General features: G+C 66.7%; 20 protein-coding genes and 1 pseudogene. 9 read left to right on the plus strand and 12 right to left on the minus strand.

Features of this window, described 5'->3' with window-relative positions; translation table 11 throughout:
- Window positions 1-77 precede the first annotated feature (77 nt).
- Window positions 78-968: a LysR family transcriptional regulator gene (locus tag ABNQ40_RS01855; RefSeq protein WP_109490818.1), complete on the plus strand. Its 891-nt coding sequence runs from the start codon at window positions 78-80 to the stop codon at window positions 966-968.
- Between the two features lie 14 nt (window positions 969-982).
- Here the strand turns inward: ABNQ40_RS01855 and ABNQ40_RS01860 are convergent, their stop codons facing one another.
- From ABNQ40_RS01860 to ABNQ40_RS01890, 7 genes and pseudogenes are all read right to left on the minus strand, one after another.
- A complete protein-coding gene (locus ABNQ40_RS01860) occupies window positions 983-1,363 on the minus strand; it encodes a ribbon-helix-helix domain-containing protein (RefSeq protein WP_109048801.1) in 381 nt (126 codons plus the stop codon).
- Window positions 1,364-1,427: 64 nt separating this feature from the next.
- A complete protein-coding gene (locus ABNQ40_RS01865) occupies window positions 1,428-3,503 on the minus strand; it encodes a sigma-54-dependent Fis family transcriptional regulator (protein ID WP_109048800.1) in 2,076 nt (691 codons plus the stop codon).
- A 227-nt stretch (window positions 3,504-3,730) separates the two neighbouring features.
- Window positions 3,731-5,370 (minus strand): annotated as a pseudogene (locus tag ABNQ40_RS01870) (molecular chaperone GroEL).
- Between the two features lie 116 nt (window positions 5,371-5,486).
- Window positions 5,487-5,843: an MmoB/DmpM family protein gene (locus tag ABNQ40_RS01875; RefSeq protein WP_085086548.1), complete on the minus strand. Its 357-nt coding sequence runs from the start codon at window positions 5,841-5,843 to the stop codon at window positions 5,487-5,489.
- Window positions 5,844-5,888: 45 nt separating this feature from the next.
- Complete coding sequence (locus ABNQ40_RS01880; RefSeq protein WP_109048798.1) at window positions 5,889-7,028, minus strand: aromatic/alkene monooxygenase hydroxylase subunit beta; 1,140 nt, start codon at window positions 7,026-7,028, stop codon at window positions 5,889-5,891.
- A 45-nt stretch (window positions 7,029-7,073) separates the two neighbouring features.
- Window positions 7,074-8,132 carry an NADH:ubiquinone reductase (Na(+)-transporting) subunit F gene (locus ABNQ40_RS01885; RefSeq protein WP_109048797.1) on the minus strand — a complete coding sequence of 353 codons (1,059 nt, stop codon included), beginning with the start codon at window positions 8,130-8,132 and terminating at the stop codon, window positions 7,074-7,076.
- Between the two features lie 90 nt (window positions 8,133-8,222).
- Window positions 8,223-9,887: an aromatic/alkene/methane monooxygenase hydroxylase/oxygenase subunit alpha gene (locus tag ABNQ40_RS01890; RefSeq protein ID WP_109048796.1), complete on the minus strand. Its 1,665-nt coding sequence runs from the start codon at window positions 9,885-9,887 to the stop codon at window positions 8,223-8,225.
- 525 nt (window positions 9,888-10,412) lie between these two features.
- On the opposite strand from ABNQ40_RS01890, the gene ABNQ40_RS01895 reads away from it, so the two are divergent.
- The 4 genes from ABNQ40_RS01895 (at window position 10,413) to ABNQ40_RS01910 (ending at window position 13,489) form a co-directional block, all read left to right on the plus strand.
- A complete protein-coding gene (locus ABNQ40_RS01895) occupies window positions 10,413-10,805 on the plus strand; it encodes a cytochrome c family protein (RefSeq protein WP_109490817.1) in 393 nt (130 codons plus the stop codon).
- A gap of 33 nt (window positions 10,806-10,838) precedes the next feature.
- Window positions 10,839-11,234 carry a VOC family protein gene (locus ABNQ40_RS01900; protein WP_109048795.1) on the plus strand — a complete coding sequence of 132 codons (396 nt, stop codon included), beginning with the start codon at window positions 10,839-10,841 and terminating at the stop codon, window positions 11,232-11,234.
- A gap of 51 nt (window positions 11,235-11,285) precedes the next feature.
- A complete protein-coding gene (locus ABNQ40_RS01905; RefSeq protein ID WP_109048794.1) occupies window positions 11,286-11,840 on the plus strand; it encodes a twin-arginine translocation signal domain-containing protein in 555 nt (184 codons plus the stop codon).
- A gap of 77 nt (window positions 11,841-11,917) precedes the next feature.
- The gene (locus ABNQ40_RS01910) at window positions 11,918-13,489 is read left to right on the plus strand and encodes a GMC family oxidoreductase (protein WP_109048793.1); all 1,572 of its coding nucleotides are present in this window, start codon (window positions 11,918-11,920) and stop codon (window positions 13,487-13,489) included.
- A gap of 62 nt (window positions 13,490-13,551) precedes the next feature.
- Here the strand turns inward: ABNQ40_RS01910 and ABNQ40_RS01915 are convergent, their stop codons facing one another.
- Window positions 13,552-14,178, minus strand: a complete 627-nt coding sequence (locus tag ABNQ40_RS01915; protein ID WP_109048792.1) for an SH3 domain-containing protein — start codon at window positions 14,176-14,178, stop codon at window positions 13,552-13,554.
- 242 nt (window positions 14,179-14,420) lie between these two features.
- Between ABNQ40_RS01915 and ABNQ40_RS01920 the strand changes: the two genes are divergently transcribed.
- A complete protein-coding gene (locus ABNQ40_RS01920) occupies window positions 14,421-15,341 on the plus strand; it encodes a PDR/VanB family oxidoreductase (RefSeq protein ID WP_247879668.1) in 921 nt (306 codons plus the stop codon).
- Window positions 15,342-15,375: 34 nt separating this feature from the next.
- Complete coding sequence (locus tag ABNQ40_RS01925; protein ID WP_109048790.1) at window positions 15,376-15,801, plus strand: PAS domain S-box protein; 426 nt, start codon at window positions 15,376-15,378, stop codon at window positions 15,799-15,801.
- 22 nt (window positions 15,802-15,823) lie between these two features.
- On the opposite strand, the gene ABNQ40_RS01930 is transcribed toward ABNQ40_RS01925, so the two are convergent.
- On the minus strand, window positions 15,824-17,341 hold the full coding sequence (locus ABNQ40_RS01930; protein WP_391345415.1) for an AMP-binding protein: 1,518 nt from the start codon (window positions 17,339-17,341) through the stop codon (window positions 15,824-15,826).
- A gap of 25 nt (window positions 17,342-17,366) precedes the next feature.
- On the minus strand, window positions 17,367-18,224 hold the full coding sequence (locus tag ABNQ40_RS01935; RefSeq protein ID WP_109048788.1) for a helix-turn-helix transcriptional regulator: 858 nt from the start codon (window positions 18,222-18,224) through the stop codon (window positions 17,367-17,369).
- Window positions 18,225-18,327: 103 nt separating this feature from the next.
- Between ABNQ40_RS01935 and ABNQ40_RS01940 the strand changes: the two genes are divergently transcribed.
- Window positions 18,328-19,215 carry an SDR family oxidoreductase gene (locus ABNQ40_RS01940; protein WP_109048787.1) on the plus strand — a complete coding sequence of 296 codons (888 nt, stop codon included), beginning with the start codon at window positions 18,328-18,330 and terminating at the stop codon, window positions 19,213-19,215.
- 12 nt (window positions 19,216-19,227) lie between these two features.
- On the opposite strand, the gene ABNQ40_RS01945 is transcribed toward ABNQ40_RS01940, so the two are convergent.
- Window positions 19,228-20,004, minus strand: coding sequence for a helix-turn-helix domain-containing protein (locus tag ABNQ40_RS01945; protein ID WP_109048786.1), 777 nt, complete (start codon window positions 20,002-20,004; stop codon window positions 19,228-19,230).
- A 168-nt stretch (window positions 20,005-20,172) separates the two neighbouring features.
- On the opposite strand from ABNQ40_RS01945, the gene ABNQ40_RS01950 reads away from it, so the two are divergent.
- Window positions 20,173-21,354 (plus strand): MFS transporter, encoded by a 1,182-nt coding sequence (locus ABNQ40_RS01950; protein WP_109490816.1) that lies wholly within the window; start codon window positions 20,173-20,175, stop codon window positions 21,352-21,354.
- Window positions 21,355-21,430: 76 nt separating this feature from the next.
- Here ABNQ40_RS01950 and ABNQ40_RS01955 read toward each other — a convergent pair whose 3' ends face one another.
- Complete coding sequence (locus tag ABNQ40_RS01955) at window positions 21,431-22,321, minus strand: aldo/keto reductase family oxidoreductase (protein ID WP_109048785.1); 891 nt, start codon at window positions 22,319-22,321, stop codon at window positions 21,431-21,433.
- Between the last annotated feature and the right edge of the window lie 42 nt (window positions 22,322-22,363).

Here is a 22,363-nt window from a genome sequence, read left to right on the forward strand (position 1 = left end):
TTGATTCGCACTATTATTCCATTTCACGCATCAATATGCCGCCGGCGAAGCTGGGCACAAATCCTGTGGAGTCGCGCATGAATTTCGAACTGGTCGATCTGAAGGCATTCGTGGCGGTGGCGGAACTGGGCAGCTTCAACCGCGCCGCCGAGCTGCTGAACCTGTCGCAGCCAGCGCTCAGCCGCCGCATCCAGAAGCTGGAGGACACGCTGGGCGTTGCGCTGTTCGAACGCTCCACCCGCCACGTCGCGTTGACGATGGTGGGGCGCGATTTCATGCCCAAGGTCCGCCGCTTCCTGGATGAGTTCGAAACGTCGCTGCTGGGGATCAGCGATCTCGGCGCACGGAGCGGCGGTCAGATCACCATCGCCTCCGTCCCGACGGCGGTGTTCTATTTCCTCCCCAACGCGATCAGCCGCTTCAGCATCGCGTTTCCGCGGATCCGCATCCGCATCCTCGATCTCGGCGCCAACGAGGGGTTGGAGGCGGTGGCGCGCGGCGAGGCCGATTTCGGCATCAACTTCATCGGCACCTCGCACCCGGACATCGAATTCACGCCACTGGCCGAGGATCCCTTCGTCGTCGCCTGCCGGCACGATCATCCGCTGGCGGCCCACAGTGTGGTGAACTGGGACGAGCTGGCCGCCCACCGGGTCATCACCGTGGGCCGGACCAGCGGCAACCGGGCGCTGATCGACAACGCGCTGGCGCAACACGGCCTGAAGCTCAACTGGTCCTACGAGATCACGCATCTCGCAAGTTCGCTCGGTCTGGTCGAGGCTGGGCTCGGCGTCGCCGTTCTCCCCAAACTTGCCACGCCGTCCTCCGGCCATCCAATCATCCTGACCCTCCCCCTGGGCCATCCGAAGATCTCCCGGACGATCGGCGTCGTCCGGCGGCATGGCGCCATCCTCTCACCGATGGCGGCACGCTTTCTCGAAGTCCTGCTCGGCTCCTGGCGGCTGTGACCGGCAGTCCGCCGTCACGCCCTGTCCTGCTGCCGCCCGTCCCGCCGCAGCGAAACGACCGACGCGCCGTCAGCGGCGGGCGACGTGTCCGCAACTTCCGGAAGGCCGCCGGACTGTCCGGGCAGAAGCATCTGCGGCTTCATGGTCAGGTAACGCACGCAGCTGACCCGCAGGAAGGAGGCGAGATTCTGCACGGCCCCATGGGCCTCCAGGACTTCGTCGTACAGCGACAGGATCAGTCTGTTCGTCGTCGTCCCCTGCTCCGCGGCGATGTCGGCAAGGACGTTCCAGAACAGGTTCTCCAACCGGATGCTGGTGACCATGCCGTGAATGCGCACCGACCGTGACCGTGACTCGTACAGGATCGGATCGGCGTTGACGAAGATCTGGCACATGCGCGCATCCTTCCTTGAACGCGGTTTCAAACCCGGCTGCCGTTGGTTCGGACGGAGCGGCTTTTTACGCCTTTCCGGCGGATATGCGCTGAATGCCGTGCTGGCTCATTTTCCGATACAGCGTGCTGCGCGAGATGCCGAGGACGGCCGCCGCGTCCGACAGATTTCCGCCGGTTGCCGCAATCACATCCTTGATGGTCCTCTGTTCGGTCTCCGTCAGCGCCATTGCCGTTGGAGGCGACACGACGGCGGCGGGCGCCACGATGGGCGGGGTCGGGGATCCCAGCAACGGCCACCCATCGGCCACCACGCAACCACAGGCATCGCGCAGCTCGTCCGGCAGGTCGTCGATGTCGATGCTGCCGCCGGTGGACAGCAGGACCGCCCGTTCGACAGCGTTGCGCAGCTCCCGGACATTGCCCGGCCAGTCGTAGCGTTGCAGGAGATCCAGCGCCGCCGCGGTGAAGCGGATGGGCGCCCGGCCGTGCCGCTGCGCCAGCAGGCCGTTGAAGTGGGAGATCAGGCGGGGAACATCGCCATGGCGGTCGCGCAGGGGCGGCACGCGCAGGGCGGTCACGGCGAGGCGGTGGTACAGGTCGCGGCGGAAGCGGCCGGCGGCGACCTCCTGCCGGAGGTTCCGGTTGGTCATGGCGAGCAGCCGCACCGACACCCGGCGCGGCACGTTGTCGCCGATGCGATACAGCACGCCTTCCTCCAGAACCCGCAGCAGATAGGGCTGAAGGTCGAGCGGCAACTCGCCGATCTCATCGAGGCACAGCGTGCCGCCGTCCGCCAGTTCGAAGCGGCCGACGCGCCCCTCCGCCGCCGCGCCGGTGAAGGCGCCGCGCACATAGCCGAACAGCTCGCTGCCCAGCATCTCGCGCGAGACGGCACCGCAGTTGAACGGCACGAAGGGGCCGCCTGCCACAGCGCTGTGGCCGTGGACGGCGCGGGCGAACAGCTCCTTGCCGACGCCGGTCTCGCCCTCGATCAGGATGGGGACCGGCAGCGGCGCCAGACGCTCCCCCTGCCCGATCACCATGCGCAGGCTGTCGCTGTCGCCGACGATGTCGGCGAAGCGCGAACGGCTGTGGTCGGACTCGTCCGGAACCGCGCGACGGCCGGCGGATGGGCGGCCCGATGCCGCAGCGGGGATGACCAGCAGCGTTCCCCGCCGCTCTCCATCCAGAATCAGCGGCCGGACCCAGTCGGCCGGAACCGGCAACCGGTCCCCTGCCCCACCTCCGAGTCCGCCCCCGATCCCTGCTATCGGCAGCCTCGTCCCCCGGTTCAGCTGCGGCAGATCCGATCCGAAACTGGCCTTCAGCAGATGCGCCGCCTTGCGGCTGGCATAAAGCAGGCGCCCGCGGGCATCGAGTGCGATTAGCCCCTCGCCGGCATATTTCTGGCTGTCCTCCAGGCAGGCCTCCAGCAGCCGGACATGTTCGGCCTCGGTCTGGCGGGCGAGGTTCCATTCCACCTGCCGGGCGGCGACCACCGCCAGGGCAAGCGCCTGCCCGGTGAAACTCTGCTTCAGGCCGGAGATGTCGAGCAGGCCGACGACCGATCCGTCGACGGGGTCGTGGATCGGCGCCCCGGCACAGCTCCATCCCTTGATGCCGGCGCAATAATGCTCCGCCGCCTGGACAAGCACCGGCTGCTTGGACGCCAATGCCGTGCCGATGCCGTTGGTCCCGGCAAAGGTCTCGCCCCACTGGCCACCGCAGGCCAGACTGATGTCGCGCGCCACGCTCAATGTGGCACGGTCGCCGGCAGCCTCCAGCACCACACCATTGGCATCGGTGATCAGCATCACCGTGCGGGTGCCGGACAGCAGGTCCGCCGCCTCGGCCAGGGTCGAGGCCGCCGCCTGGAGCAGGTCGCGGTTGTCGCGGCGCAGGGCCTCGATATGATCGCGGCCAATCACCGGGGCGGCGTCCGCCTGCGCATCGACCAGGAAGCTTTGACATCGCGCCCAGGATCGGATGACCACGTCGCGCACCGGCAGATTGTCCCGGCGCGAGCCGGAAACGAAATCCTCCCATGCCTTCATCGTCGCCGTTTCGCCATCCACCAGAGCGTGGAGCGCCGGCGACGCGACGGCCAGACGGCCGACGCCGGCCTGTTCGTTGGCCAACATAGTCCCCTCCCTGCTTCCCGGCGTCCTTCGTGGATTGTTTCCGATGCGCCGATTGTCTTTGAATAAGGGATGCGGAGGCTCGCCCAGGCAAGCTCCGCATCAAAGATTGTTTGTATAGGAAACCATAAGCCGAACCGAAGCGGGAGCGGTAGTAGCGGATTACTCTATGGCTTTTTTCCTGCCTTTCTCTCCGAAGGGGGAGGGGAGGGGTTACGGCCGAAAAAAGATCAGGTCCGCCCGTACCGCTCCATTCCGCCACCGCGGGCCGGGCCGGCGGTGGGATCGACGTCGTCGGGGATGTCGGCGATCAGGGTGTGGGTGGTCAGCACCAGCTTGGCGACCGACACCGCGTTCAGCAATGCCAGCGTGGTGACCTTGACCGGGTCGATGATGCCCGCGGCGAACAGGTCGCCGAACAGGCCGCTGCGGGCGTCGAAGCCGGACCCGTCGGGAAGTTCGGCGGTCCGGGCGGCGACGCCGGCCCCGTCCAGCCCGCCATTCTCCGCGATGCAGATCAAAGGTTGCACCATCGCCCGCCGCACCAGCCGCACCCCGGCCCTCTCGCCCTCCCCCACATCCTCGGCCAGCCGGTCGAGCAGCGGGGCGACGCGGGCCAGCGCGGTGCCGCCGCCTGGCACTACCCCTTCGGCCAGCGCGGCGCGGGCAGCGGCGAGCGAATCCTCCAGAAGCTGGGCGGTGCGCTTCTGCTCCACCGGTGTGGCGCCGCCGACCTCGATCAGGGCGGTGCCGTGCGTCAGCTTCGCCAGCCGCTGGGAGAGCTTGTCCCGCTCGATGTTGGGCGGCGCCTCCTCCCACTGGCGCTGCACCAGTGCGCGGCGGGCCGCCAGTGTGTCCGGATTGCCATGGCCGCGCAGGATGGTGGTCCGGCCGGCGGACACCTCGATACGGTCGGCGCCCCCGAATCCTCCGCCGCAACGCTGTCGAGGCGTCCGCCCAGGTCGCGGGCGATCACCCGCCCACCGGTCAGGATCGCGATGTCCTCCATCGTCGCCTGACGCCAGTGGCCGAATTCCGGGGGATTGATCGCCACCACCGCGGCGCGCCCGTCACGGCGCAACGCCATCAGCGCCGCCACCACCTCCGGCGCCACGCTGTCGGCCATGATCAGCAGCGGACGGTGCCCGGCGGCGATGCGATCGACCAGACGCAGGACCGGTTCCGGATCGATGATCTTGTGGTCGGTCATCAGGATGTAGGGTCGTTCCAGCACCGCGCTCTGGCCGGTCGGTTCGGTCGCCATATGGTGGGACAGGAAGCCGCGGTCAAGCACCATGCCCTCCAGCACATGCAGAGCCGTCGGAGCGCCCGGCTGGCCGTATTCGATGTCAATCACCCCCTCCACCCCGACCCGGCGCAGCGCGTCCGCCACCAGCCGGCCGAGCACCGGATCGGTCGCCGCGACGGTCGCCACCTGCTCCAGTTGGGCATGACTTTCCAGTGGCCGGGCGATGTGGCGGAGCCGGTCGATGACGAAGCCGCAGGCGCGCTCCATCCCCTCCACCAGTTCGACCGAGCCGTGACCGTCGGCCAGCACGGCGACACCGTCCTGGATCAGCGCATCGGCCAGCACGGTGGCTGTGGTGGTGCCGTCGCCGGCCACGTCGTTCGTCTGTTTCGATACCTCGCGCACCACCTGGGCGCCCATATTCTCGAAACGGCAGGGCAGTTCGATCTCGGCGGCGATGCTGACGCCGTCGCGGGAAATCATCGGCGTGCCGATCGGGCGGTCGATGATCGCGTTCGTCCCCTTCGGCCCCAGCGTGCCGCGCACCGCCAGCGCCAGCTTGCCCACCCCACGGGCAAGCGCGGCCCGCGCCTCGGCACGGTGCAGCATCATCTTCGGCATGGCGACTTTCCCTCCCATTTTTGATTTTGCGGATTTGAAAAAAGAGGCGGAGTCCGCCGGACCTGAAGCAGGCCCCGCCTTCCCGAGATCATTGGCCCGAGATCACTCGTCTCAGGTCATTCGTAGGCCAGCGCATCGTCCATGTTGCCGAAGAGGACGACCGTGTCCTCGTCGATCATAACCATGCGGCCATAGTGGGTGGAGGTGGAGATCTCGAAGATGTGCGGGGTCATCTCGCGACCCAGCGCTTCACCGATCTCGCTCATTTTGAACTCGATCTTGCCTTCGCCGTCGATGCGGATCATCGCCGGCAGATAGGTGACGGTGATGCCGGGCTTGCTCTCCATCACCTCGGCGATGCAGCGCGCCTCGACGCTGTCGTTCATCGTCACGCCGCACTGGTGGGAGATGGTGCCGTCCTGGGTGATGTCCTTCAGCGGCTTGAAAAGCTGCTGCACGGTGGTGACGCTCATGGTCTTGTCCTCTTGTGGCGGAAGCCGGCGGAGATGCGGGAAAGTTCACTCGGCCGCAGCGTCGGTGACTGCGGCCGCAGCGGCAGCCGGAGTTGCGGCCTGCCCGACCTCGACCGGCGGCAGGGCCGGCAGGTCGGCGTCGATGCCGATCTCGCGCCCGATGGCGGCGACGCGCCCACGCGCCCGCTCGAACGCTTCGACGAAGCTCGCCGCCTTGACCCGCGGCAGCGACCAGAGCGGCTGAAGCTGCAAGGCCGCCTTCACCGCCAGCCCGCCATGATGGGTGAACCAGCTTTGCAGCATGGTCCGGTTGTCCTCGCCATGGGCCGGATCGCGCAGCAGCAGGGCGAACAGCTCCACCGCGTTGGCGAGGTTCCGCTCATAGTCGGCTTCGGCCGCCGAGATGACCGACGGGGTGGAGAAATCGTTCTGCGCCGCGGCCACCTGCATGACGAAGCCGCTGCGGAACAGCTCGCCCACCAACGGCTCGAAGACGAGGTTGACGGCGAAATACTGCTCCAGGAAATCGGTGGCGGCGCGGATATGCTCCACCGCCTCGCGGCAGGGCTGCCAGATCGGGTCGTCCAGCCAGTGCGCCTTCCCGGCGTCCAGATCGAAGCCGCCGATATCGCTGCCGACTTCCGCCAGATAGAGCGTCAGGTCCTGGGCGAACCGCAGCTTGTAGGAGGCGTTGGTCAGGATGGCGTTGTTGACCATCTGGGTATAGCCGTAGCGCTGCGCCCGCATCAGCGCGGTGCCCAGCCCATATTCGGCATGTTTGAAGGCACCGACATGGTTCTGGAGCACGGCAACCCAGGCCTTGTCGAAGCGCTGGGGCGCCCCGGCGCGGCGCGCATTCTCCACCACATTCTGGATCATGCCGACGATGGTGGACTGGCGCTGGTAATGGGTGCGTTCCCATTCCTGGTCGGGCGCGCGGAAGCCGTGCCAGTCCGTGCATTTCAGCGCGGTCCAGTCCTTGGAATAGGTGGGCGTGCCGTCGCCGAAGGAGATGATCCAGTTCTGGAGCAGATAGCGCTCCGGATCGGGCTGGACGTCGACCGTCACGTCCTCGTAATGGGTCGCTTTGCGGCCCTTCGGCTCGAAGTAATTGTAGCGGCGACTGTCGGAGCCCGGAAATACCTTGGCCCCGGCGGCTGCGGATGTGGCTTCCTGCATGGTCATCGTCGTTCCTCCCGTGTTTGCATAAGCCCACCTCAGCGGCCCGCCTCAGCGGGTCGCGGGGGTGAATTTGTCGAAATAGACGCGCGCGGAATCGACGCCGGCCATTTGCAGGACCGGCAGCACCGCGTCGATCATCGGCGGCGGCCCGCAGGAGAAGACGTCGGCCTCCTCCACCTCATCCATCCCGGACAGGTGCCGGCGCAGCACCTCATGGATGAAGCCGGTCTCGCCGGTCCAGCCGTCGCCCTCCTCGGCATGCGACAGGGCGGGGATGAAGGCGAAGTCCGGCAGGCTGCGGGCGAACTCCTCGAACTGGTCGAGGTGGAACAGGTCCTTGCGGCTGCGGGCGCCATAGAAGAAACGCACCGGCCGTGTCTCGCCGCTGGCGGCCTGATCGCGCAGGATCGACAGCAGCGGCGCCATGCCCGACCCGCCGCCGACCAGGATCATCGGCCCCTCCCGCCCCTCGCGACGGAAGCAGCTGCCGTAGGGACCGCGGACGCTCACCCGGTCGCCGACCGACAGCCCGCCGTCGAGCTGGCGGGAGAAGGCGCCGTCCGGATATTTCTTGATGATGAACTCCAGCCGGCTGCCGTCCGCCGGCGGGTTGCCCATCGAGAAGGACCGCGTCAGGCCGATGCCGGGCAGCGTGATGTCGGCATATTGCCCGGCCCAGAACTTCATCGGCTGGTCGAGGTCCAGCGCGATGGCGACGATGTCGTGGGTCAGCGGTTCCACCGCCGCCAGCCGGGCGTTGAAGTCCTTCACCGGGATGGAGCGGGACAGCAGATCCTCGTCATAGTTCAGCAGTTCCACCGCCACGTCGCTGTAGGCCAGCGAGCGGCAGAGCAGGATGTGGTTGCTGTCGCGCTCTGGATCGGAAAGCGCGAAGGTGGAGTATTTCAGCATCTCCACGTCGCCGTCGATCAGCAGGCATTTGCAGGCGGAGCATTGCCCCTCCTTGCAGCCATGCATCAGCGAGACGCCCTGGCGGAAGGCCGCGTCGAGGATGGTTTCCCCCTCCGCGACCTCCATTTCGATGCCGACCGGCTCCAGCCGGACGGTGTGCACGGCCGGGCTGTTCTGCAGCGCTTGTGCGGTCATGGTCTGTCGATCTCCGCGGTGATGTCCGCATGGGATCCCCATCCCCCTTTCCAATGGGAAAGGGGGTGGGCCCAAGGGTGAGGCTGGGGATCAGACCCGGCGGATTTTGAAGCCCTTGCGGTACTCGTCCACATGGGCCTTGCGCTGGTCCGGACTCATTTCGCGGAGCGCCAGCAGCGGGCTGCGGATGGTGTGGCCGCGCACATGGTCGAGCGTCCACATGTCCTTCTCTTCGAAGGACAAATGCGGCTGGGCGACCAGCGTCTTCCCGTCGGGACGGACGAAGCCCATGTCCTGGATGGCGTCGGCGAGATCCCAGCCGTCATAGACCTCCTCCCACTGGCGCCGGCCGGAGAAGCGGCCCATCGCCGGGGTCGGACGGCCCTGGTATTCGGCGGCGAACGCCTCCTTGTGGGTCCAGCGGTCGACCTCGGAGGCGTAGGTGAACAGCTCGCCATCGACCTCGTCGGTCGTGAAGTCCTCGCGGATCACGCAGGGCACCAGGCTCGACCAGCAGCGGTGCGGATAGACGTAGCCGGTGTCGGCGAAGGTGATCGGCACGCTGCCGGGCTTGCTGAGCTTGGCGTAATTCTCCCACCAGACGCCGAACTCGTCGTACCAGCCCGGATATTTGCTTTCGAACCATTCGAAGTCGCGCTCGGTCATCGCCTCGATGCGCCAGAAATTGGCCCACCAGCCGGCGGAGAAGAACTGGGCGATCTTGTGGACGTAATTCTTCTTGACGATGCTGTCGAAAGCCTCGTGGACGTCGTCGTGGTGGATCTTGATGCCGTACTTCTCCAGCGGCAGCAGATAGGTGCGGTAGTAATCCTCGAAGATCCAACGGTGCCACAGCTCGGCGTAGGATTCCTTGTTCTTGTCGCGGTGCTTGGTGCCGTATTCGATGATCGTGCCGATGGCGGCATCGACGATCATGTGGTTCTGCCAGAAGGAATAGCGGATGTCGCGTTCCAGCAGCAGATGATTGTCAGGCTCCTTCAGCACCGACATCAGCATGGAATGGCCGTTGCCGATGTGGCGGGATTCGTCGCTCTGCACCGACAGGAAGACGGTCGGCAGGGCATAGTCGCCATTACGCGCCGCCTCCGACGGCATGGCGACGAACAGGGTGTTGGTGAAGGCGGTCTCGGCCACGACCTGGAGGTAGATGTTCGACGCGGTGATGGCGTCGCCGGTCAGGAAGGCTTCACCGAACTGCCGGCCGATGGTGGTGGCGTAGCATTTGCCGAACGCCTTCTCGGTGATGTCGAACCCGGCCGGGTCGATGTAGTTCTCCATGTACCATTTCTTGAGGTTCATCTGGATCGTCGAGTGCCGGAACTCGTCGATCATCTGCATGGTGAAGCCGGTGCGCAGGTCGTCGCCCGGCGCCAGCTGGCCCAGCGTCGCCATCGACCGCGCCGCCGAGATTTCCGGGAAGGGGATGATCGCCAGGAACAGCTTCATCCATTCGATCCAGCGCGGCTCGACATTGCGGAACATGTCGCCGCGCAGCGCTGCGTCCAGCGCACCGTAGACGCGGTTGTCCTTCTCCTCCTGCATCGGGAAGTAGGAACGCAGGACCTGCTTCATCGGGTCGCGCGGCGCCTTGGAGATCTTGTAGTCGGTCGGGAAGCTCATCGCCTCCTTGACGTAGGACGGCGTCCAGCCGAGGTCGGCGACGCGGCGGGCCGCCTCGGTGATGCCGATGCCCTTCTGGCTGGTGATCTTGTTCAGCGTCAATCCATCCGGCATGTCGTCTCTCCCCATGATTTTGATGATGTTGATCCGGGCCTGAAGGATCGCGTCGGCCGCTTATGCCGGATGACGGGACACCGGCAGTCTTATGGGCGGGATCATCGGCCGGACCGGGGCCGCACAGCAGCGCGGCGAAGATGGTCCGCAGCTTCAGGCTTTTTGCGACCGCCGAAGCGGGGCGGCTGCAACGCCCACCCCACAAAGCAATCGGCGTGCCAGAACGCCGGAGGCAGCCGGACAAGTGATTTTAAAGAATGTTCGTCTAGCGCACTGTCTCATCATGGGACGATCTGTCGCGCCATGGGTGTCCCATAATGAAACAGTTGGGACAGCCATTCCCCGCGACACCGCACGAAACCCGCCCTTCCCCTTATCGAACGCGGCTTTGCGTAGCGTGGCACGCCCCTTGCTCCAGTCTCATCGACGGTGCCGCGCCGGCTGGGCCGACGTGCCGGCGCCCAAAGGCTTCGGCCAAGATTTCGGCCAAGATTTCGGGAGGATTTTCAAACGATGAGGCATGCGATGCACGCGAGGATGTCGCCGCACCGCTGGGTGATGTTGCTGCTCCTTCTGTCCATACCGTTCTCGCCCTTTACGAAAAAATCCGCGGCGGCGGACGGCGAGACGCTGTTCCGCCAGCAATGCGGGACCTGTCATTCGGTGAAGAAGGACGACGGGCCGCGCGCCGGGCCGCCGCTGTACGGCGTCCTCGGCCGCAAGGCCGGCACGGCCGACGGCTTCGAGTATTCGGACGCCCTGCGCGGTGCCGGCTTCGCCTGGGATGCCGGTCATCTGGAAAACTGGCTGGCCAACTCCAACCAGTTCGTTCCCGGCAGCTACATGAATTACCGGCAGGACGACGACAGCGTCCGCAAGAGCATCGTCCAGTTCCTGGAAACCAGCGCCAAACGATAACGCCCTCCCTCAAACGACCTCCTGGGAAGCATCATGGCCAAGATCATCCACATGATGGTGCGCGTCCTCGACGAACAGCGGTCGCTGGACTTCTACGCCAAGGCCTTCGGGCTGGAGCCGGCCGAGCGGCTGGGCTTCGACGGCTTCACGCTGATCTACCTGCGCAACGCCGAAAACGACATGGAACTGGAGCTGACCGTCAACCATGACCGGACGGCACCCTACACCCATGGCGACGGCTATGGCCACATGGCGGTGGCAGTGGACGATCTGGACGGCGAGCACGCCCGGCTGTCGGCCCTGGGCTTCCCGGTGACGCCGGTGAAGGAGTTCGCCCCCGGGGGCACGCTGCTGGCCCGCTTCTTCTTCGTCACCGATCCGGATGACTACAAGACCGAGGTCCTGCAACGCCACGGCCGCTACCGGTAAGTCCAAACCTCAACCCAACAATAACCGAACCATGGGAAGGAGACGTCGATCATGCGCGTTCTCGACAAACGGACACGGTTCAACCGGCGGAATTTTCTGAAGACCTCCGCCGCGTCGGTTGCGGCGGCCGGTGCGGTTTCCGGCGGAATGGTATCGATCACGGCGATGCCGGCCTGGGCCGAAGGGCTGACCGCCATCAAGCCCGACGCGGCCAAGACCCTGCTGGTGATGGTGCGCGATCTCTATCCGCACGACCGGCTGGGCGACGCCTATTACGAGAAGGCGCTGGCCTCGATGGACCAGGAAGCAGCGAAGGACGCGACCCTGGCGGGCCAGCTCAACGAAGGGGCGGTGGCGCTGGATGCCGCCGCGCGCAAGCTGCGCAACGCTCCTTACGCCGCGATCAAGGCGGAGGCGGACCGCGTCGCGGTGCTCAAATCCATCGAGACCACGCCCTTCTTCCGCAAGGTCCGCGGCGACATGGTGGTCGCCCTCTACAACCAGCCGGAGGTATGGGCGAAGCTCGGCTACGAAGGGGCGTCGGCCGAATATGGCGGGTACATCCACCGCGGCTTCGACGATCTGGACTGGATCAAGGACGCCTAACGGCCCCACCGGCTCGCATCAATGCTTGCCGCACCGAACGCGCACCGAATGCCCGAAAAAATGGGGAGGACCGAGACATGGTTGCGAAATTCGCGATGGATGACGACAACGTCGTGGTGGTGATCGGATCGGGGGCCGGCGGCGGCACCCTGGCGAACGAGCTGGCCCAGAAGGGCGTCAAGGTCGTCTGCCTGGAGGCCGGCGGGCGTCACGAGATCCAGGATTTCGTGAACGACGAGTGGAAGAGCTTCTCGCAGATCTCCTGGCTGGACAAGCGCACCACCTCGGGAAGCTGGCGGGTGGCGAAGGACTTCCCCAACCTGCCGGCCTGGATCGTCAAGGCGGTCGGCGGCTCCACCGTCCATTGGGCCGGCGCCTCGCTCCGCTTCCAGGAGCACGAATTCAAGACGCGCACGACCTACGGCGCGGTGGAGGGCGCCAACCTGCTCGACTGGCCGGTGACGCTGGCGGAGATGGAACCCTATTACGACAAGGCCGAGTTCAAGATGGGGACGACCGGCACCAACGGCATCCCGCGCCTGCCCGGCAACAACAATTACAAGGTGCTGGCGGCCGGTGCCAAGAAGCTGGGCTATGCTGAGTTCCACACCGGCAACATGTCGATCAACAGCAAGCCGCGCGACGGCCGCGGTGCCTGCCAGCAGATCGGCTTCTGTTTCCAGGGCTGCAAGTCGGGGGCGAAATGGTCGACCCTCTACACCGAGATCCCCAAGGGCGAGGCCACCGGCAATCTGGAGGTCCGGCCGAACTCCCAGGTGCTGAAGATCGAGCATGACGCAAAGGGCAAGGTCAACGCCGTGCTCTATGCCGACGCCACCGGCGCCATGCACCGCCAGAAGGCCCGCATCGTCGCGGTCGCCGGCAACTCGATCGAAAGCCCGCGCCTGCTGTTGAACTCGGCATCGACGATGTTCCCGGACGGGCTGGCGAACTCGTCGGGTCAGGTCGGGCGCAACTACATGCGGCACATGACCGGCTCGGTCTATGGGTTGTTCGACCGGCCGGTGCACATGTACCGCGGCACCACCATGGCCGGCATCATCCGTGACGAATCCCGTTTCGACCCGCGGCGCGGCTTCGTCGGCGGCTACGAGATGGAAACGCTGTCGCTCGGCGTGCCCTTCATGGCGGCCTTCCTCGATCCGGGAGCCTGGGGCCGCGACTTCAGCTCGGCGCTGGACGCCTACGACCACATTGCCGGCATGTGGCTGGTCGGCGAGGACATGCCGCGCGAGACCAACCGCGTCACCCTGCACGCGACGGAGAAGGACAAGTTCGGCCTGCCCATCCCCAACGTCAATTTCGACGACCATCCCAACGACATCGCCATGCGCACCCACGCCTATGGCCGCGGCTCGGCCGTCTATGACGCGGTGGGCGCGGTCAGGACCATCCACACCCCGCCCTACCCGTCCACCCACAATCTCGGTACCAACCGGATGAGCGCCAACGCCCGCGACGGCGTCGTCAACAAGTGGGGCCAGGCGCATGACGTGAAGAACCTGTTCGTGTCGGACGGCAGCCAGTTCACCAGCGGGGCGTCGGAAAACCCGACCCTGACCATCGTCGCGCTGGCGATCCGGCAAGCGGATTACATCGCCGACCAGATGAGCAAGCGGGAAATCTGACGATCCGCAAGGACCGCAAGCCCCCGGTGTGAACGCGCCGGGGACTTGTAGCCCTTCTCCTATCAGCGCGCCGGGTTGAAGGCCGGTCCGGTAAGCTCCGGCCCCTTCGCAGCGTCGGCGATGGTGATGGCGGCCGGTCCCTGTGCGCCCAGCGTGACCGTCACCGGCTTGCCGTTGTTGTAGTTCTTCCACATCTGGTACAGGGCCAGCGCCGCGAACATCTTGGCGTCGCGGCTGGTGTTGTACAGCCATTCCTGGGTCGGCACGACCCGCAGCGTGCCATTGGCACCCTGCTCCACCTTGTCGGCGAAGCGGTAGCCGAGTTGCTCGCCGATGCCGGCGACCAGCCCGTCGAAGCCCGGCGAAAGCTTGCCGAACCCGGCCGGCGCCGGAGCGCTTTCGCCGCTGCCCAGCGTGCTGGCGCTCTGGCGCTTGACGAGGTCGGAGAACAGCCAGCCCTCCTCCCCGGTGCGCAGGACGCGGACACCCATCCAGCTGCCCTCCCGCCGCAGTTCGACCACGTCCTCGCCGCGCATGATCGTGGAGCGGACCGCCGCATCGTCGGACGGACCGGCACGCAGATTGACCTTCTCGCCCGTCACTGCATGGATGTCGCCCGACGCCGCCAGCGCCGGCGTTCCCGCCAATCCAAGCGCTGCAACCAGGACCATGATCGTCGACCGTGACATGACAGTTCCTCCCGTTGGGGGTGCCCCGCGCACCGTTTCGCGAACAACGCATGGCGCCCGCCGGATGATCCGCCGAACCGGGATTCCACATTTTCCCTTGACCTGAAGTTAACTTGAGGTTTTAGGCTGCCTGCATTGGATCTGGCATACCAGACCCGCCGACGACACTCGCAGGCAGGACGATGAGCAGTACGCAGCCTGAAACGCCGCAGCCCTCAGCCAAGGCACCATGGACGTTGCGCGTGCACCGTCTGGACCGGATCACACCGCAGGTCCGGCTGGTCGAACTGCGCGATCCGGACGGGCGGGGGCTGCCGCCGGCCGAGCCCGGCGCCCATATCGACCTTCATCTGCCGGACGGGGCGGTGCGCTCCTATTCGCTGTGCGGCGATCCGGCGGACCGCCATGCCTACCGCATCGCCGTCCTGAATGTGCCGGGCGGGCGGGGATCGGGCTTCGTGCATGGCGAACTGGCGCTTGGCGCCGACCTGACCATCTCCCCGCCCCGCAACAATTTCCGCTTCGACGACGTAGCGCGCTATCTGTTCGTCGCCGGCGGCATCGGCATCACGCCGCTGTTGCCGATGATCCGCAGGGCGGCCGAGCAGGGCGCGGATTGGGTCCTGCACTATTGCGTCCGTAGCGCAGCAGCGGCCCCCTTCCTCGACGACCTCCGCGCCCTGCCCCACGGCCGCGTCGACCTGCATGCCGCCGACGAAGGCCGACGGCTGGCGGTCGACGAGTTGCTGGCCTCCACCCCCGTCGATGTTCCGATCTATTGCTGCGGTCCGCAGCGGCTGATGGAGGCAGTGGCAGCCGTCGCCCGACCGGGCCAGGATGTCCGCTTCGAATGGTTTACCCCACGTCCGGAGCCGGTCCGTCGAGACGCGGCTGACGACAGTTTCGATGTGGTCTGCGCGCGGTCGGGCGTCACCGTCACGGTGCCGGCGGGAACCAGCATTCTGGACGCGCTCTACTCCGCGGGCGTCGAAGTCGACTCGTCCTGCGAACAGGGCATCTGCGGCACCTGCGAAACGACGCTGCTGGAAGGCGAGCCCGACCACCGCGACAGCGTCCTGTCCGACGCGGAGCGCGCTGCCGGCAAGACGATGATGCTGTGCGTCTCGCGGGCGCGGAGCGCAAGATTGGTCTTGGATGTCTGACACTTCATCACGAAACGACCATTGGGAGGATTCGATGACCGAGGAAGACCTGCGCCAACTCGGGGTGGCGCTCTTGAACAGCCCGGCGGAGGCCATCGTCTATTCCGACCGGGAGGGTCTCATCCGGTTCTGGAACGCGGGGGCGGAACGCGTGTTCGGCTTCACCGCCGAGGAAGCGTTGGGCCAATCGCTGGACATCATCATCCCCGAACGCCAGCGCCAGCGCCATTGGGAAGGCTATGACGAGGTGATGAAGACGGGGGTGAGCCGCTATGGCAGCGGCGACATGCTGTCGGTTCCGGCATTGCGCAAGGACGGCAGCCGCATCTCGGTGGAGTTCACCATCGTGCCCCTGAAGGACGCGGACGGCGCCATGCTCGGAATGGCCTCCGTCATGCGCGACGTGTCCGCCCGCTTCGAGGAGTTGAAGACCCTGCGCCGTCAGGCAGCCGGACGCTAATGCCTCCCTTCCCCGCCTGCGTCTACCCGCCGGCCAGACGGGCGCGCAGTTCGCGCTTCACCACCTTGCCATAGTTGTTCTTCGGCAGATCCTCGACGAACAGGTAACGCTTGGGCCGCTTGAATTGGGCGATGCTGGCGTTGCAATGCTCGTCGAGACCGCCGCGGGAGATTTCGCGCCCCGGTTCGGCGACGATGAAGGCGACGACGATCTCGCCCCATTCCGGATCGGGCTGCCCGGTGACACAGACCTCGGCAACGTCGGGGTGGCGCAGCAGCACCTCCTCCACCTCGCGCGGATAGATGTTGCTGCCGCCGCTGATGATGACGTCCTTCGAGCGGTCGCGCAGCGTCAGGTAGCCTTGCCCGTCGAAGGACCCCATGTCGCCGGTGAACAGCCAGCCGCCGCGCAGGGCTTCGGCCGTCGCCTTGGCATTGTTCCAGTATCCTGCCATCACCACGTCGCCGCGGCAGACGATCTCTCCCACCTCGCCGATGGGCAGCGGCCGGCCGTCGGCATCCACCACCGCCACCTCGACGCCGCTGCGGGCGAAACCGACCGAGCCCAGCACCGCATCGTCGTCGCTTGCATGGTCGCGGCGCCGCAGCGACGCGATGGTCATCGGCGCCTCGCCCTGGCCGTAGATCTGGGCGAAGACCGGCCCGAAAACCGCCAGCGAGCGGCGCAGTTCCTCCACATACATCGGGCCGCCGCCATAGACGATGGACCGCAGATTGGCCGGCCGCCGGCCGCCGCGTTCCGCCTCCAGCCGCAGCCTTTGCACCATCGTCGGGGCCAGGAAGGCGCCGCAGCCGGGGTGACGGTCGCAGAGATCGAGGAACTCCGACGGCTCAAAGGCGGAGGAGGCCGGGACCACCTGCCGGGCGCCGCGGGCGACATAGGCCGCCATGTAGAGGCCGGAGCCGTGCGACATCGGCGCCGCGTGCAACAGGCTGCAATCCTCGTCCACCGCCTCGACATCGGCCAGATGGGCGACGGTCATGGCCAGCAGATTGCGGTGGGACAGCATCGCCCCCTTCGACCGCCCGGTGGTGCCGCTGGTGTAGAACAGCCAGCCCAGCGCCTGCGGATCGGGATCGATCGGTCCGTCCCATTCGTCCCCAGCCGTCAGCGCCGCATAACCGGCCCCGCCGATGACGATACGGCGGCAGGATACCGCGGGGGACCCGTCCAGCGCCTGCTCCAGCCCGCCGGCCAGCTTGGGCGAGACGAAGACGATGGACGCTCCGGAATCCTCCAGGATCTGCACCAGCTCGCGCGGGTGCAGCTTGGCGTTCACCGGCGTCGCAGCCATCCCGGCAGCCCAGATGGCGAAGAACAGCTCGACATATTCGGGCACATTTTCCGTCGCGATGGCGATGCGGTCGCCCGGCCGTCCCGACGCGCGCAGGCCGGCGGCGATCCGCAGCGCGCGGGACCGAAGTTCGGCAAAGCTGTGAAGCTGCTCGGTGCCGCGGAACACCGCTCCGCGGCCGGGGAAACGGGCCGCCGCCTGATCGAGAAGGGAGAAGAGATTCACCGGCGCTGTTCCTTCCTGCCACCGCTCATCCGCCAGACGCCACCGCGGTCCTTAGACCGGCCAGGGCGCGGATACGTTCTTTAACCTGTTCGTCCAACGGATTGTAGACCAGAAGACCGAGATCGGGGCGTCCATCGACGGCGAAGGCCGAATATTCCATCTCGACGCTGCCGAGGGCCGGGTGCTGGAGCCGCTTGAACCCCTCGCTTGGCGCGTACACGTCATTCTCGTTCCAGAATCGGGCGAAATCGGCGCTCGTCCGACACAGTTCGTCGACGAAATCGGCGATCTCCTTCACCGCTCCGGCCCGCGCCGCATCGACACGGAAGGCGCCGACCAGATGCCGCGCCATGCCCTCCCAGTCCTTCTGCTTGGCGCGGATCGCCGGATTGCCGAACACCAGCCGCAGGATGTTCCGCTGGTCGGGCGGAAGCGTGCCGTAATCGGTCAGCACTACTGCGGCAGCGCGATTCCAGGCCAGCACGTCCCAGGTCGCGGTTTTGATGAAGGCCGGACAGGCGTCGAAGGACTCCAGCAGCCGTTGCAGACGCGGGCTGACCCCTTGCGCCGGCCTGTAGCGCATCTCCGGCGGCCGGCCGAGCGCCAGGATGAACAGATGCTCCCGCTCCAGATCCGTCAGCATCAGGCCGCCGGCGATCCGGTCCAGCACGTCGGCCGACGGCGCCCCGCCCCGCCCCTGCTCCAGCCACGTGTACCAGGTCGGGCTGATGTTGGCGCGCTGCGCCACCTCCTCCCGGCGCAGGCCCGGCGTGCGGCGGCGTCCCGAGAATCCGAAGGCCGCCGGGTCCAGCCGCGTCCGGCGGTCGCGCAGGAAGGCGGCGAGCGTGCCGGCCGGACTGGTCTGTCTGGTGTCGGTCTGCATTGGCTGATCCTGGTAGCCGCTATACTAGGAAAATATCACTACTTTAACAGGATACCACGGCGGGACAGAGTGGGGGCGACGGAATTGGAAAGGTGATTGTCCCATGCGTATTTTCCTCACCGGCGCCACCGGCTTCATCGGTCGGGCCGTGCTGTCCGAACTGCTCCAGGCCGGCCACCATGTCATCGGCATGACCCGGTCCGGGGACGGCGCCCGCGCGCTGGAGTCCGCCGGCGCCGAGCCGCATCTCGGCACGCTGGAGGATCTGGCGAGCATCCGCAGCGGTGCCGAAAAGGCCGACGCCGTGATCCACACCGCCTTCGACCATGACTTCTCGCGCTTCGTCGAGAATTGCGCAAAGGACAGCCGGGTGATCGGTGCCTTGGGCGCGGCGTTGAAGGGCTCGAACCGTCCGCTGTTGATCACGTCCGGGGTCGGCATGGGGGGTGCCGGCCATGGCCGGCTTGCCCGCGAAGATGTCTTCGACGACGGTCACCCCAACCCGCGCATCGCATCGGAACGGGCCGGCAACGAGCTGTTGGACGCCGGCGTCAACGTCGCGGTGATGCGACTGCCGCAGGTCCACAACACGGAGAAGCAGGGGCTGATCACCCCGCTGATCGAAATCTTCCGCGCGAAGGGTGTCGCCGCCTACATCGGCGAGGGGCGAAACCGCTGGTCCGCCGGCCATCTGGGGGATGTCGCCCGCCTCTATCGTCTGGCCATCGAGAAGGCGGAGGCCGGCGCCCGTTACCATGCGGTCGGTGAGGAAGGCGTCGGGACCCGCGAGATCGTCGAAACGCTGGCCCGCGGCCTGAATATTCCAGCGGTCTCCATCCCGCAGGACAAGGCTGCCGAGCATTTCGGCTGGATGGCGATGTTCGCGGGCATCGACATGGCAGCGTCCAGCGCCCTGACCCAGCAGACACTCGGCTGGCATCCCGAAGGTCCCGGCCTCATCGCCGATCTGGAGGCGATGCGCTACTCCTGACCGGACAGAGGGTCATTCGGCGCCCTTCAGATACGCGCGCGGCGAGGAGCCGAGCACGCGCTTGAACATCGCGGTGAAGGCGGCGGGGTTGTCATAGCCGAGGTCGATGGCGACCGCGGTGACGGCTTCGCCCGCCACCAGCCGCGGCAGGGCGGCGGCAAGACAGGCCTGCTGGCGCCATTCCAGAAAGCTCAGCCCGGTCTCGCGCCGGAACAGGCGGGTGAAGGCGCGCCGGCTGACGCCCAGCTCGTCGCACCAGTGCTCGATGGTCTCATGCACCGCCGGCTGCCGCAGAAAGCGCCGGCAGCGCTCGGCCAACGCCGGACTGGTCGGGAACGGGACGGTCAGCGGCTGGGCCGGCAGATGCAGCATCTCGTAGCGGATCAGCGCCATCACCGCGCCGTCGTGGCTGTCCGGATCGTAGTCCGCCGGCACATCCACGGCGCGGGCGATCAGGCTGCGGATGAAGGGGGACAGCCCGACGACCTGACAACGGTCCGGCATTCCGCCGGTCAGATCCGGGTCCAGATACAGGCTTTGGGTGGTCACCGCCCCGATCATGCGCACCTCGTGCATGATGCCGGGCGGGATCCACAGGCCGAAATCGGGCGGCACCACCCACCTGCCCTGCGGCGTCGACATGATCAGCACCCCGGTGATACCGGAGATCAGCTGCCCCCGCCGGTGCCAATGGAGCGGCAAGGAACCGCCGTCCGGATAATCATGGGTGGTGGCGAGCAATGGCCGCTGGACGAAATCGATCTCGTCGACACGGACATTCCTGACCATGGCCCACACTCGTAGAAAACTGGCCTGACCGCGGTGGCGGGCCCTCTCTGCCGACCGTAGGCTTACGGTGCAGTCAACGCAACAGTGCCGGGCCAACCGGGCCGCCGACACGCGGTCTGGACGCCTGAGGCGGAGAGAAGAGGGCATGCCCCCGTGACCGACACCACCATGAGCCGGCCCAACGCCGGTTCGACGGCCTTTTCCATCCTGGCCGCGATCAGCGCCTGCCACCTGCTCAACGACATGATCCAGTCGCTGCTGCCGGCGGTCTATCCGATCCTGAAGGACGAGTTCGGCCTCAGCTTCGCCCAGCTCGGCCTGCTGACCTTCGTCTATCAGCTGACCGCATCGCTTCTTCAGCCGCTGGTCGGGCTCTTCACCGACCGCAAGCCGATGCCCTACTCGCTGGTCTTCGGCATGGGCTCCACCCTGCTCGGCCTTCTCACCCTGGCCTGGGCGCCCGGCTTCCCGGCCCTGCTGGCCGGCGGGATGCTGCTGGGCTTCGGCTCGTCCATCTTCCATCCGGAAGCGTCGCGCATCGCCCGTCAGGCGTCCGGCGGCGCCCATGGGCTGGCCCAGTCGCTGTTCCAGGTCGGCGGCAATCTCGGCTCCGCGCTCGGCCCGTTGCTGGCGGCCTTCATCATCCTGCCCCGCGGGCAGGGCAGCCTCAGCTGGTTCGCCTTCGCCGCGCTGGCCGGCATGGTGGTGATGGTGCGGCTGGGAAGCTGGCAGCGCCGGAACGCCAAGCCACGCAAGGCCGGCGGCCCGGCGGCTGCGCGCCATGCCGATCTGCCGGCGGGTCAGGTCGGCCGGGCCGTCGCCATCCTGATCGCGCTGATCGTCTCGAAATACGTCTATCTCGCCAGCATCACCAGCTACTACATCTTCTACCTGATCGACCGCTTCGGCCTGTCCACCGGCGACGCGCAGCTCTGCCTGTTCGTCTTCCTGGCTGCCGTCGCAGCCGGTACGGTGATCGGCGGCCCGGTGGGCGACCGCATCGGCCGCAAGACGGTGATCTGGGTCTCGATCCTCGGCATCCTGCCCTTCACCCTGGCCCTGCCCTATGTCGGTCTGACGACGACGGTGGTTCTCAGCGCGGTGATCGGGCTGGCCCTGGCTTCGGCCTTCCCGGCCATCGTGGTCTATGCGCAGGAACTGCTGCCCGGCCGGGTCGGCATGGTCTCGGGCCTGTTCTTCGGGCTGGCCTTCGGCGTCGCCGGCATCGGCGCGGCCGGGCTGGGCGTCGTGGCCGACTGGAAGGGCATCGGCTTCGTCTACACCGCCTGCTCCTTCCTGCCGCTCCTCGGCTTGCTGACAATCTTCCTGCCGAATGTGGAACGCCGGTAAACGGTACCGCGACGCGGCATAGGGACGAGGGGAGCGCAAGCTCCCCATTGTCCATCCCCTTTCTCCATCTCGGCGCTCAGGCGTCTTTCCCCAGCTTGTCCAACGCCTCCAGCGCATCGGCGGGTAGAACCAGATCCGCTGCCGCCAGATTCTCCTGCAGATGCTTGACCGACGAGGTTCCCGGGATCGGCAGGATGTTGGGCGACCGGTTCAACAGCCAGGCGAGCGCCACCTGCATCGGCGTCGCCCCAAGCCGGCTGGCGACATCGGACAGCAGGCCGGACTGGATCGGCGAGAAGCCGCCGAGCGGGAAGAAAGGCACATAGGCGATCCCCTTGGCGGCAAGATCGTCGATCAGCGCATCGTCCGCCCGATGCACCAGATTGTAGTGGTTCTGCACGCAGACGATCTCGCAGATGCGGCGACCGTCCTCGACCTGCCGCGCCGTGGCGTTGCTGAGCCCGATATGGCGGATCAGCCCCTGCTGCCGGAGTTCGGCAAGGACGCTCAGTTCCCGCTCGACCGGCCCTTCCGCCGGGGCATGACCATGGTCGCCCCACAGCCGCATGTTGACGACGTCGAGCACATCAAGGCCGAGATTGCGCAGATTGTCGTGCACCGCCTGCCGCAACTCTTCCGGCGAGGATGCCTGGAGCCAGGACGCATCCGCACCGCGCCGGGCGCCGACCTTGGTCACGATCAGCAGATCGTCCGGATAGGGCGCCAGCGCCTCGCGGATCAACTGGTTGGTGACATGCGGGCCATAGAAGTCGCTGGTGTCGATGTGATTGACGCCGGCCTCGATGGCATGGCGCAGCACGGCGATGGCGGCGTCGCGGTCCTTCGGTGGGCCGAAGACACCGGGACCGGCCAACTGCATGGCGCCATAGCCGAGCCGGCGGACGGCTTTGCCGCCCAGGGTGAAGCTGCCGGATTTGTCGATTTTGGTCTGGGCGGGGTTTGACACGATGATCTCCTTGATGGCTTGACCAATCTAGCCATCACCCCC

Source organism: Azospirillum sp. A23, from assembly GCF_042938965.1.
Taxonomy (GTDB): domain Bacteria; phylum Pseudomonadota; class Alphaproteobacteria; order Azospirillales; family Azospirillaceae; genus Azospirillum; species Azospirillum melinis.

Excerpts from the sequence above, each read along its gene's own strand:
- ABNQ40_RS01890 (WP_109048796.1), bottom strand. The coding sequence starts at position 9,887 with ATGCCGGATGGATTGACGCTGAACAAGATCACCAGCCAGAAGGGCATC.
- ABNQ40_RS01910 (WP_109048793.1), top strand. The coding sequence starts at position 11,918 with ATGGTTGCGAAATTCGCGATGGATGACGACAACGTCGTGGTGGTGATC.
- ABNQ40_RS01855 (WP_109490818.1), top strand. The coding sequence starts at position 78 with ATGAATTTCGAACTGGTCGATCTGAAGGCATTCGTGGCGGTGGCGGAA.
- ABNQ40_RS01915 (WP_109048792.1), bottom strand. The coding sequence starts at position 14,178 with ATGTCACGGTCGACGATCATGGTCCTGGTTGCAGCGCTTGGATTGGCG.
- ABNQ40_RS01905 (WP_109048794.1), top strand. The coding sequence starts at position 11,286 with ATGCGCGTTCTCGACAAACGGACACGGTTCAACCGGCGGAATTTTCTG.
- ABNQ40_RS01885 (WP_109048797.1), bottom strand. The coding sequence starts at position 8,132 with ATGACCGCACAAGCGCTGCAGAACAGCCCGGCCGTGCACACCGTCCGG.
- ABNQ40_RS01875 (WP_085086548.1), bottom strand. The coding sequence starts at position 5,843 with ATGAGCGTCACCACCGTGCAGCAGCTTTTCAAGCCGCTGAAGGACATC.
- ABNQ40_RS01940 (WP_109048787.1), top strand. The coding sequence starts at position 18,328 with ATGCGTATTTTCCTCACCGGCGCCACCGGCTTCATCGGTCGGGCCGTG.
- ABNQ40_RS01865 (WP_109048800.1), bottom strand. The coding sequence starts at position 3,503 with ATGTTGGCCAACGAACAGGCCGGCGTCGGCCGTCTGGCCGTCGCGTCG.
- ABNQ40_RS01935 (WP_109048788.1), bottom strand. The coding sequence starts at position 18,224 with ATGCAGACCGACACCAGACAGACCAGTCCGGCCGGCACGCTCGCCGCC.
- ABNQ40_RS01945 (WP_109048786.1), bottom strand. The coding sequence starts at position 20,004 with ATGGTCAGGAATGTCCGTGTCGACGAGATCGATTTCGTCCAGCGGCCA.
- ABNQ40_RS01900 (WP_109048795.1), top strand. The coding sequence starts at position 10,839 with ATGGCCAAGATCATCCACATGATGGTGCGCGTCCTCGACGAACAGCGG.
- ABNQ40_RS01880 (WP_109048798.1), bottom strand. The coding sequence starts at position 7,028 with ATGACCATGCAGGAAGCCACATCCGCAGCCGCCGGGGCCAAGGTATTT.
- ABNQ40_RS01895 (WP_109490817.1), top strand. The coding sequence starts at position 10,413 with ATGCACGCGAGGATGTCGCCGCACCGCTGGGTGATGTTGCTGCTCCTT.
- ABNQ40_RS01950 (WP_109490816.1), top strand. The coding sequence starts at position 20,173 with ATGAGCCGGCCCAACGCCGGTTCGACGGCCTTTTCCATCCTGGCCGCG.
- ABNQ40_RS01925 (WP_109048790.1), top strand. The coding sequence starts at position 15,376 with ATGACCGAGGAAGACCTGCGCCAACTCGGGGTGGCGCTCTTGAACAGC.
- ABNQ40_RS01860 (WP_109048801.1), bottom strand. The coding sequence starts at position 1,363 with ATGTGCCAGATCTTCGTCAACGCCGATCCGATCCTGTACGAGTCACGG.